The organism is Hydrocoleum sp. CS-953, assembly GCF_002260545.1.
Classification (GTDB): domain Bacteria; phylum Cyanobacteriota; class Cyanobacteriia; order Cyanobacteriales; family Microcoleaceae; genus Trichodesmium.
The window spans coordinates 1-10740 of sequence record NZ_LGSU01001354.1; the positions used below are offsets into that span (position 1 = coordinate 1).

The following is a 10740-nucleotide window of genomic DNA, read 5'->3' on the forward strand; positions in this document are numbered from 1 at the left end:
ACCCCCCCTACTCCCCTACTCCCCTAACTCCTTAAACACTAACTAGGCCAAGAATAATTTGTAAGCTGGATTTTGGCTTTCGTCCCAATAGCGATAACCTAAGCTCTGGAGAAAAGCTTGCCATTCGGCCATCTCGTAGGGAGGGACTTGTATTCCTACGGCAATACGTCCATAATCTGCCCCATTGTTGCGATAATGAAATAAACTAATATTCCAGTTGGGACTCATGGAGGCAACAAATTTCATTAATGCCCCTGGCCGTTCGGGAAATTCGAAACGGTAAAGTAGTTCGTGGTGAGCGAGGGGAGAACGACCTCCGACGAGATGACGTAGGTGTAGTTTTGTCAGTTCGTCATCTGTTAAATCTATGCTTTTCAAACCCTGGGTTTCAAATGTTTCTAGTATTCTGGCAGCATCGGCGCGATCTTTTATTTGCACTCCAACAAAAATATGTGCTTCTTTTTCTTCGGCAATACGATAGTTGAATTCAGTAATATTGCGTTTGCCAAGACAGTCACAAAACCTGCGGAGACTGCCTGGAGTTTCAGGAATAGTAACGGCAAAGATAGCTTCGCGACGTTCTCCCAGTTCGGCGCGTTCGGCAACAAACCGGAGACGGTCAAAGTTCATATTTGCTCCGCAGGCGACAGCGATGAGGGTTTCTCCTTGAATTTGTTTTTGTTCGACGTAAGCTTTGGCTCCAGCGATCGCTAAGGCACCAGCAGGTTCAACGATGGAACGAGTATCTTCAAATACGTCTTTAATGGCAGCGCAGGTATCATCGGTTTCTACCAGAATAATATCATCTACATATTGTTGACAGAGACGAAATGTTTCTTCCCCTACTTCTCGTACTGCCACACCATCGGCAAATAATCCTACCTGGGGTAAGCGGACTCGATGTCCGACTTTTAAAGACTGTGACATGGCATCAGCATCAACAGGTTCAACACCAATAATTTTGATTTCGGGGCGTAACCGTTTAACATAAGCTGCAATACCAGAAATTAAACCTCCACCACCGATGGCAACAAATATGGCATGGATTGGTTTTTGGTATTGGCGGAGAATTTCCATACCTATTGTACCTTGTCCAGCGATAACGTAGGGGTCGTCAAAGGGGTGAATAAAAGTTAAGCCTTTTTCTTCTTCGAGTTGACGGGCGTATTTATAAGCTTCATCAAAAGTTTCGCCATGCAAAACAACTTCTCCTCCCCTAGCTTTTACAGCATCTACTTTTAGTTGGGGGGTAGTTACTGGCATAATTATTATGGCGTTGGTATTGAGGTGGGTTGCAGCGAGAGCTACTCCTTGAGCATGGTTGCCTGCGGAGGCTGCAATAACTCCACGGGAAAGAATGTTGGGAGGGAGTTGAGCCATTTTGTTGTAAGCTCCACGGAGTTTGAAGGAGAAGACTGACTGCATATCTTCTCGTTTGAGTAGGAGCTTGTTGTTAAGGCGAGTGGAGAGGTTGGCAGCAGTTTCAAGTGGTGATTCTTGAGCTACATCGTAGACGCGGGCGGTAAGAATTTGTACTAAATAATCACAATACATAGTTGTTTTTTTTCTTAACAGGGAGTAGGGAGTAGGGAGTAGGGAGTAGGGGAAAAAAGTTGATTATTTCTGTGGGATAATTAATTTTATTTTTTATGATTTGAGATGTCTGTTACACCTCTGCAAAAATCAAAAATAAAATCAGTTATTATCCATAAATTGTCAATTACTTCTCCCTATTACCTCTTTTATGGAGATGTCTATTTTTGACAAATACCTCCTCTATAACTCCCTTAACTTCTAACTCCTAACTACTCTCTAAATTTAAGCAGACAAGGGCAGAAAAATCAAGAGAGTATTCTTATTCCTAACTCATCTATAACGTTTTTAACCCCTCACTATTCCCTACTCCGCAAATTGAATACGATAAACCCGATTATTTACTTCTTCAGTAAATAATAAACTTCCATCTGGCAATACCTGTAAACCAGTCGGACGACCCCAAGTTTTTTCCTCTGAAACATCTAAAAATCCTGTTAAAAAGTCTCGATATTCTCCTGTAGGATTTCCACTTTGATCAAAGGGTACAAATACTAATTTATAACCTGTAGGTTCCTGACGATTCCAACTTCCTCGGAATGCAACAAAAGCTCCATTTTGATATTCTTCTGGGAAAGTTTCTTGATCATAAAATTGGAGTCCTAGAGGTGCAGAATGAGATTGAAATAAAACATCTGGAGTTACGGTTTGAGCGACTAAATTAGGATTGTCTCCAGCTCTTATAGGGTCTTCCAAATTAGGCGATAAATAAGCATACGGCCAACCATAAAATTAACCTTGTTCTAATCCTGTTAAATAGTCAGGAACTAAGTTATCTCCTAATCCATCTCGTTCATTGACAGTTGTATAAAGTTGACCTGTAATTGGATTAAAGTCTAAACCTACTGGATTTCTTAAACCTGAAGCAAAAGTTTGTGGATTAGAACCATCTAAATTCATTACTTGAACTGAGGCTCTAGGTAATGGTTCAACAGATACATTGGAGAGGGAACCAATAGAAATAAAAAGTTGATTATTTTTAGAAATTGCTAAGTTTCGAGTCCAATGACCTCCTGCTGGTAAATCGGCAATTTTTTCACCAGTACCATTAATTTGTATATCCCCAATATTGTAGGGGGATCTAACTACTGAGTCTGTGTTTCCAACATAGAAATAATCTTCAGTAAAAGCCATACCAAAGGGTTGATTTAATCCGTTAGTTTCTGAGGCAAAAATCTGAGAAAAATCTGCTGTTCCATCGCCATCTGTATCGCGCAATAAACGGATTTGATTTAGTGGTGTTTCTGTTACTAATACATCTCCGGTAGGAGTGACTGCTAACCAACGAGGTCTTTCTAAATCTTCAGCAAAAACATTCACTGTAAATCCATCAGGAACTTGCAACGTTGGATTATCGGGAATTGGAATAATATCAGCAGGATTAGAAGCACTTTCACTGGCAAAAGGTTGTGGTAATGAATCTAGATAAATGCGGATATTTTCTGATGATAATGGTTCGGTTTGTATGAAGGTGCTGTTCAGATTTTCATTGCCGGATGTATCTATAAAAGATAAAGTATTTGGGTCTATTTCTACTGGTGAAGTTGCTAATAATAAACCGATTATTTCTCCTGAATTACTATTTATAATTACAGTATCGTTGCTTCCTGGGGTAGTGGTTTCAAATGTTAAATCATTTGCTGTTAAACCTGATGGTAAGTTGAGGCGATCGCCTATTGAAAAATCAGTAATTATGTCTGCTTCTTGGGAAAGGAAAAATACATCTGCACCGTTGCCTCCAGTCAGAGTATCTATTCCTAAATCTCCATATAAACTATCATCATTTTCTCCACCATTGAGCAAATCATCTTCTTTTCCACCTCTTAATATATCGTTTCCAGCATCACCAAAAATTTCATCATTGCCTAAATTTCCACTGAGAAAATCATCACCATCTCCACCGAAAATAGAGTCGGAATTTTTGCCTCCGAATATTGTGTCATTGCCTTGATTTCCATTAATGGTATCGTTGTCTTGATTACCATTAATAATTTCTGCATCTTCAGCTCCAATAATTGAATCATTGCCACTTAAACCAAGTAAACCTCCAGGGAGATTTGTTAGTAATTCAGGAGTTAGCTGAAAGTTATCAGAATCTAAAGTTAATTCATAAAATCCGTTAGGAGTAGGACCTGCCATTGTTTTTAGATATGTTGGAATTTTTTACTATTTTAATAGTATAGAAGTTAGGAATTAAGAATAGTTGTTATTTATTAAGATTTAATTTTTTACCAGTGATATCAAATTCGGTAGTTTTGATATAAAAAAGTATATTATTCCGGGTTGATATTAAATGTGCTATTATACTAACATCTACCTCCTATCAACCCGGTTTCTTAATATATATAAATCCTAAATTGGTGAGAAAATTTTATCGTAGGGGTTTGGTCTCCAAACCCAAGCAAAAATGGGATAAAAAGACCAAACCCCTACAGTTTTTTCTCGCAAATTATTTGGGATTGCTATATGAGTTTCAATATTTCTAATTATCGCTGTTTTCTGTTGCTTCAAATTCGACTTTATCGTAAAAATCTACTAGAAAGTAGGTTGTGTGGAGGAACGAAACCCAACCTCCCACCTTTTCCCTCTTTCTCCTTCTTNTTTTATCGTAGGGGTTTGGTCTCCAAACCCAAGCAAAAATGGGATAAAAAGACCAAACCCCTACAGTTTTTTCTCGCAAATTATTTGGGATTGCTATATGAGTTTCAATATTTCTAATTATCGCTGTTTTCTGTTGCTTCAAATTCGACTTTATCGTAAAAATCTGCTAGAAAGTAGGTTGGGTTGAGGAACGAAACCCAACATAAATAAGTTTCAATATTTCTAATTATTGCTGTTTTGTGTTGTTTCAAATTCGACTTTATCGTAAATATCTGCCAGGGTTATTTGAAAATCAATTGAATTGAGATATATAGTTTCTTCGAGTTCGTTATATTCTGAAAAAATCCACTTTTTTTGAGCAGTTTTGTAATATTGTTCGACTTCTATTGTGTATTGGTCTATGAGTAGATATTCTTGAAATGTAGGAATAGTTCGATAAGCTGCAAATTTTTCATCTTTGTCATAATTTCTAGTAGAATTTGATAAAAATTCGGCAATTATTAATGGGTTAGTAATTGTATCTTTTATTCCTTGTTGTAGTTGTAAATTTCCTGGAGTTACCATAACATCAGGATAAGTATAGATGTGTTTTTTCGGAATCCAAAGTCGTTGGTCGGAAATAAATACTCTATAGGGTTGACGTTTGAGGGAAAAGTTTAAAGCTGCGCTGAAATTAAGGGCAATTTGATTATGATTTGGAGTTCCACCAGTCAAGGGAAAAATTTCACCGTTGATATATTCGTGTCGTTGTTGTGAGTTAGTTTCAAGGTTTAGATATTCTGTGGGAGTGTAGTTTTTTTGTTGTTGAGTTTGCATAATTTTAAGGTGTTATGGAAAAGGCAATTTCCGCTGCTTTTGGTAATTCAATGGGGATGAAATAATTGTTTGGGTAGAGGTAATCTTCGTTTGATTCCTCGATGACTCGAATCATTTGATATTTAATGGCGGTAGTGTCGGGAATGACTTGATAAATTTTGCTAATTTCTAATGAGTTTGGATAGTTTTTATTGTTGATGCAGATGACAAATTTAGNGTTATGGAAAAGGCAATTTCCGCTGCTTTTGGTAATTCAATGGGGATGAAATAATTGTTTGGGTAGAGGTAATCTTCGTTTGATTCCTCGATGACTCGAATCATTTGATATTTAATGGCGGTAGTGTCGGGAATGACTTGATAAATTTTGCTAATTTCTAATGAGTTTGGATAGTTTTTATTGTTGATGCAGATGACAAATTTAGTTTCTGGGTAAGGGAGTTGCATAATTAAATTTTTTCCTTTTCTTTTTCTTCTACAAATCCTAAATTGAGAAAATCAATTTTTTCATTTCTATTTCCTAGCTTTATTCCCCAACGTTCCTCCATGAAATTCAAGAGCTTAAGACCCCTTTCCAATATTTCTTTTGCTGTCCAATCATCCTTTTCACTAACTTCTATTTCTGAATAGGAACCATATTTATATCCAACATTCTCTCCATTAGAACATTTTTCTTCAAAACATTTATTTCCCAGGCTAGAATTTTTTGGGTGTGACAAAGGTAATAAATTTCCTAAAGACTGTCTTAATATATTTCTTTGAGGAGTATTATAATTAGAGAACTTTCTAGTCCAACATGGCTTGTGAGTATTTTGTGGATAAATATGTTCTATAGTTTTAAAATCACCAGAATCTTCATTATTAAAGTTATCCCAGTTTAATTTATAGCGTTTTGCCTTTGATTTTTCCTTTAGAAAAAGCTCATATTCATACAAAAAATACTTGATGCCATGCCACTTATAAAAACCCGATTTTTGAAAATCTCCTTTGATTCTTGATACAATATTATTCTGATTTATTAGTCGAGTCCGAAAAACTTCGAGAGACTCAATAATTTGCTTAGGTTTTTTTTCACCTTTACTAAGTTCTCTAGCTAATTTAATCATGTTCATTGGAGCTTCTCCATATACAAATAAAAAAGCATACTCGTGGCGAGTATAACTCAATAATTTGAGAAAACCTATTTTTTCCAGAATTTTCAAAAGTTTAATTCTTTGTTCTACATCTTTTTCTTTTTGAAAAAATACCATGAGTAATGGAGCTTCAGGAAAAAAATCATCATTTCTAGAAAACTTAATTAGCTTATCAATCCAGAGTTTTTCTTCTTTAGTAAAATCGCTATCATTAGGATTAATAATTTTATACCATAATCCTACAGATTGTTTGAGATTTTGAACATAATCGTAAATTTCACTTACTGTCAATGTTGCTTGAGTAGATTTGNTTATACCATAATCCTACAGATTGTTTGAGATTTTGAACATAATCGTAAATTTCACTTACTGTCAATGTTTCTTGAGTAGATTTGTTGCTTCTTGATTTGTTGTTTTTACCTTCAATCAGACTCTTTACTGTAAACTTTTTTTCCAAAAGATATGTACTATAGTAACCTCTTTTTTTGCCTGAATAAATGGTATTACTAGATAATAAATCAAAATCAATGCCAAAATAATCATTATCTGATTTTGATGATTTTCCAAAATAAATGTGAGAGTGATTGGATAGAAATATATCATCATCCAAGGGTTTATCTTTGTTCTTCCCAAGATGATGATACATAGTTTTCCAAGTTTCATTAATACTATTCCTTAGTTTATTTTTTTCATCATCCACATCTTCAAATTTTGTCGAAAGATATATTAATCTATTCTTTAGCAACTCTAAGTATGAAAGAGGCTGACCTCTATTGTTCATAGTTTCAAAAGCAACAAATACATCTATATCACTTGAATTTTCGGAGCAATTTTTAGGGATGGAAAAATATCAACCCCTATAAATTTCGGCGATCGTAAAAAGTTACTAATTGTCTGTTTGTATTGGGCAAAACTTTTACCCANCCGAAAACTTTGAGTAAGTTTGCGATATATAATTTCCTTAGCTTCTAATTTTAATTTTTTGATATTTTCCGCAAAAAATTCCTTGGCAAATTCGAGATTATGAGTATAAATTGTTTCCTGTAAAGTTTCACTAGAATCTGACTGTTCAAGAAATATCCTGGTCTTCAAAAATTCATAACTGGGATTATCTTTCTCGTAACCAAAAATATAAGACCTTGATATACCTTCATCCTTAGAATCATAGATATATTTGCTTTTAATATCACTAGCAGATCGAAAATTAATTTTGTCTTTTTCTTCTTCCTTAAGTGATTCTATGATTACCTGAATTAAAATAATTGCAGTTGTCAATCTTTGTTGCCCATCAACAACATAATATGGCTTATAACTCTTATATTTAATAATCCAACGATCATCTTCCCATTTATCATAAATTTTTTCGGGTACTTGTTCTTGAGTTAAAACTCCTAGGTAATGCTTTTTATCTTCTTCAAGTGAGTCTAAATCACCCCAAAAATCCATTAGTTGCTTTTCTGTCCAAGCATAGCCTCTTTGATAATCTGGGATTCTATACAATTTTTCTGTAAATAATTTTGATAAAGATTTTAGTGAGTCTTCCATGTTAAATATCTAGTTGGAAAATATTACCTGGTAAAAAATGAAAATTTTTTTATGATTGTCAGTAAAATTACGGTTTACTAAACTTCAGATTTACTTAGCTTAACCATGATTTCTACTCGTAGACTTTTAGTATATCAATATTTGTCAAACTTGGAAATATATGACTGAAAATCAGAGAAATGTTTTTCTTCAAACTGCCAATAAAAAAATCAAACTAAAGCAAGTTATACTTCTTATTCTCAAACCAACTTTTCCAAATCAATCATCAATTCCGGTGCGTTACGTTTCTCTAACGCACCCTACTAAATTTACATCCCAACTTTTGCCTTAATTTCCCTCAACTTCTCCCCAACTTCACCACTGCTTAATAAACTCTCCGCTTTCGACAAACCTTCATTAATATCAGAACAAATTCCACAACGCCACAAATAAAAACCGCCATTCCAAATAGCTGCTGACATTAACTTACTCGCCTTACCCTGCAAAACTCCCTGCATTTCCTCTACTAACTCGGCAGTTGAACCTAATACAACTTCCTTTCCCTTACAACTATAGTCACTCGGATGTAACAACAGACGTTCAAAAGTGACATTATCCCCAGATGGCATCGACACCCCAACAATAGAAGTTCGATCGCGTGGCAAGTCGCAACTTCCCTCTAACCCCTTCACCGTTGTATAATTCCTAAAACCCTGTAATTTAAAAGCTTCACGAAACATACCTTCTGTTGGAGGATGAACATATCCCGCAGCTAAATGAACTTCTCCCACAAACGGCACCCAAATTAATTCCATCGTTGCTAGAGGAGGTCTTTTACCAATATCTCGACGGTACTCTACTAAACCATCTGCTTCGAGAAAATGTTCTGGTAAATAAACAAACCCTAAACCAGTCTGCTCAAATACCCGTTGCACCTGCACCAACGATAATTTTCCCCATTCAACCCCCAACCCTTGCCATATCTCAATAAAAGGTATTCCCTCTTTTGTCGGCATCCGCGCTCCACCGTGCATCACAACAAACACTCCCGCTGTTGCCAAAATTAAAGCTGTGAGTGGGNCCGCAGCTAAACGAAGCTCTGCCAAAAACGGCACCCAAATTAAGGCCAGCGTAGCTAGAGGAGGTCTTTTACCAATATCGCGACGGTACTCTACTAAGCCATCTGCTGCGAGAAAATGTTCTGGTAAATAAACAAACCCTAAACCAGTCTGCTCAAATACCCGTTGCACCTGCACCAACGATAATTTTCCCCATTCAACCCCCAACCCTTGCCATATCTCAATAAAAGGTATTCCCTCTTTTGTCGGCATCCGCGCTCCACCGTGCATCACAACAAACACTCCCGCTGTTGCCAAAATTAAAGCTGTGAGTGGGGTGACAGGTGCAGTACGCGATCGCCCATCATAAGGACAACCTAAGACTGTCACTGTAGCCATAGATGGTTGACTTTGAAGTTTTGGCCCTAATTCGTAATAAGCATCTAACATTCCTGCTAATTCCTCACCAGTGGGGCGTTTAATACGGTGAGCAATGAGGAAAGCACCAATTTGGGCAGGTCTTGCTTCCCCTAACAACATCATCCGCATTGCTGCTGCTGCTTCTTGGCGAGTTAAATTTTTCCCTGTGTGGGTACCACTGCCAATAGTTTTCAGTAATTCTCGAAAGCGATCGCTCATTTGTTTATCTCTCCGGTTAATTAGTTGGTAGTTATAAATATAGTTAAGGATATCAAAACTATTCTCTATCATTACTTTTTTATTACTAAGAATTAGTTACAGCGGTTTTCATTTCAGTAAACCATAGTAGGGACGTTCCATGGAAAGTCCCTGCTAGATTTTGGTTATGAAGATGTGGTTCATCAACTTGAAAAACACTGTAATAATGATAGGAGTTCAGGAATTAACAATGAACAATTAATAATTAATAATTACCCCTTCTTAAAACAGATAGGATTGACTAAAAGGACAATTTTTGATTTATTCCCTATCCAAGGGGAGCCTTTAAGGCGTGAATTGTTGAATGAATAATTAATTGACTATCAACTCTTAATTATTAATTATTACTATTACAGCCGTTTNTCTTAAAACAGATAGGATTGACTAAAAGGACAATTTTTGATTTATTCCCTATCCAAGGGGAGCCTTTAAGGCGTGAATTGTTGAATGAATAATTAATTGACTATCAACTCTTAATTATTAATTATTACTATTACAGCCGTTTTCCTGCACGATAGACCACAGTAGGGGCGAATGGCCATTAGCTACGCATAACTTTCCTATAGGAATGCTCCGCAAACGTTTTATACCAAATTGATAAATCTTCGCTACAAATATTTAGGTTACTATTTAGGAGTCAGGAGACAGGAGTCAGGAGTCAGAATGAATAAATTTGAGACTATTTTTTATGTTGTAATTATCTTTTTTGTCAAATCAACATTTACCGTAAAACCTTTTAATAGTTGTTATTATTCGTAACATTCTTTTTTCAAAATGGTATTATATGTCGCGCAGCAAAACGCCCCTACAGGGTTTTAGTCGTGACCATGTGGTTCATCAATCTGAAAAGCTCTGTAATTATTAATTATTCGGTAATCTCAGAGGTAGCGAGAGATTGCTTCCTTCCACTCCGTTCCAGTCGCAATGACCTAGAGTAACTAATAGACCTCTCGAGAAAATAAACTTGCTCTTTATTTAAGATAAGCTAGAGTTGTAAAATTCACTTTCCTAAATCATTTTTCGTATCTTTTTCGTAAGAATAAATTCCCTGTTCCCAGTTAAGTCTTCCCTGTTCCCTACTAAGTGCAAAAAGTCTATATCTTTTTCACCAGATGTCTAATTATCAGGTTTAATATCAGAGATTACTTTTAACTTTTAAGTTTTGACTTTTGACTTTTAACTTTCCTAACTCCTCCAGGAATCAATTCTTTAACTAACTGCCAAAAATATTTGATTGGCGGAATTTCTATCCGATCGCTAGTTGTTACTACTACCACTTCACGACTCCAAACAGAATCTTTTCTTGAAGATACCTTAGAATTGGTCAAAGTCGTATCTAT

General features: G+C 35.9%; 6 protein-coding genes and 3 pseudogenes. All 9 read right to left on the reverse strand.

Going from position 1 to position 10740, the window contains the following annotated elements; all coding sequences use genetic code 11:
* Positions 1–42: 42 nt before the first annotated feature.
* Positions 43–1554, reverse strand: coding sequence for a threonine ammonia-lyase, biosynthetic (ilvA, locus tag AFK68_RS25750; RefSeq protein WP_094676262.1), 1512 nt, complete (start codon positions 1552–1554; stop codon positions 43–45).
* A gap of 345 nt (positions 1555–1899) precedes the next feature.
* A complete protein-coding gene (locus tag AFK68_RS46475) occupies positions 1900–2289 on the reverse strand; it encodes a hypothetical protein (protein ID WP_210407625.1) in 390 nt (129 codons plus the stop codon).
* Positions 2290–2325: 36 nt separating this feature from the next.
* On the reverse strand, positions 2326–3732 hold the full coding sequence (locus AFK68_RS46480; RefSeq protein ID WP_210407626.1) for a hypothetical protein: 1407 nt from the start codon (positions 3730–3732) through the stop codon (positions 2326–2328).
* A gap of 684 nt (positions 3733–4416) precedes the next feature.
* Positions 4417–5010: a Uma2 family endonuclease gene (locus AFK68_RS25765; protein ID WP_094676266.1), complete on the reverse strand. Its 594-nt coding sequence runs from the start codon at positions 5008–5010 to the stop codon at positions 4417–4419.
* 446 nt (positions 5011–5456) lie between these two features.
* Positions 5457–6257 carry an HNH endonuclease family protein gene (locus AFK68_RS46485; protein WP_371357561.1) on the reverse strand — a complete coding sequence of 267 codons (801 nt, stop codon included), beginning with the start codon at positions 6255–6257 and terminating at the stop codon, positions 5457–5459.
* A gap of 807 nt (positions 6258–7064) precedes the next feature.
* Positions 7065–7685 (reverse strand): annotated as a pseudogene (locus tag AFK68_RS25790) (DUF262 domain-containing protein); the annotation flags it as partial.
* A 308-nt stretch (positions 7686–7993) separates the two neighbouring features.
* Positions 7994–8744 (reverse strand): hypothetical protein (locus tag AFK68_RS39815; protein WP_210407627.1); only part of this gene is annotated, 751 nt, incomplete at its 5' end.
* A gap of 1 nt (position 8745) precedes the next feature.
* Positions 8746–9361 (reverse strand): annotated as a pseudogene (locus AFK68_RS42600) (hypothetical protein); the annotation flags it as partial.
* Positions 9362–10548: 1187 nt separating this feature from the next.
* Positions 10549–10740 (reverse strand): annotated as a pseudogene (locus AFK68_RS25800) (hypothetical protein); the annotation flags it as partial.

Coding starts and splice junctions, on each gene's coding strand:
- AFK68_RS46485 (WP_371357561.1), bottom strand. CDS start 6,257: ATGGTATTTTTTCAAAAAGAAAAAGATGTAGAACAAAGAATTAAACTT.
- AFK68_RS46480 (WP_210407626.1), bottom strand. CDS start 3,732: ATGGCAGGTCCTACTCCTAACGGATTTTATGAATTAACTTTAGATTCT.
- AFK68_RS25765 (WP_094676266.1), bottom strand. CDS start 5,010: ATGCAAACTCAACAACAAAAAAACTACACTCCCACAGAATATCTAAAC.
- ilvA (WP_094676262.1), bottom strand. CDS start 1,554: ATGTATTGTGATTATTTAGTACAAATTCTTACCGCCCGCGTCTACGAT.